The organism is Mesorhizobium escarrei (genome assembly GCF_935825525.1).
Classification (GTDB): domain Bacteria; phylum Pseudomonadota; class Alphaproteobacteria; order Rhizobiales; family Rhizobiaceae; genus Mesorhizobium; species Mesorhizobium escarrei.
Map to the genome: position 1 here is coordinate 1 of NZ_CAKXZT010000063.1, position 433 is coordinate 433.

Consider the following 433-nt stretch of genomic DNA (forward strand, 5'->3'; position numbering starts at 1 on the left):
CGCGTCATTGCGGGAGATCTCGACTACCATCTGGCCCGCGGCCACGACCTGACCAGGGTCCGCGCCAGCCGCCGTCACAATGCCGTCGTCGGGCGCAAGCAACTGCGTGTAGCCGAGCTGGTTTTCAACAATCCGGAGATTGGCTTCGGCCGCCTGGACGGCAGCTTGTGCGCTCTGCAGCGACTTCAGCGCCTCATCGTACTGCGAACGTGTGGCAAAGCCCTTGCCGAGCAGAACACGGAAGCGATCCTCTTGGGCCACGACCTGGACGAGCGTGGCCTTGGTCGCCGTGAGATCGGCCTGTGCGGCGGTCACCTTGTTGCGGTAATCGACGGCACTGAGCTCAGCGAGCTTCTGACCTTTCTTGACCACGGCGCCTATGTCGACATCGCGCGAGATGATCCGGCCGCCGACCTCGAAGCCGACCTCGCTG

Annotated in this window: 1 protein-coding gene; it reads right to left on the reverse strand. The window is 64.2% G+C overall.

Annotated elements, in window-relative coordinates:
• Window positions 1–433: efflux RND transporter periplasmic adaptor subunit (locus NMG80_RS04535; RefSeq protein WP_254017029.1), on the reverse strand; the 433-nt coding region annotated here is incomplete at both ends.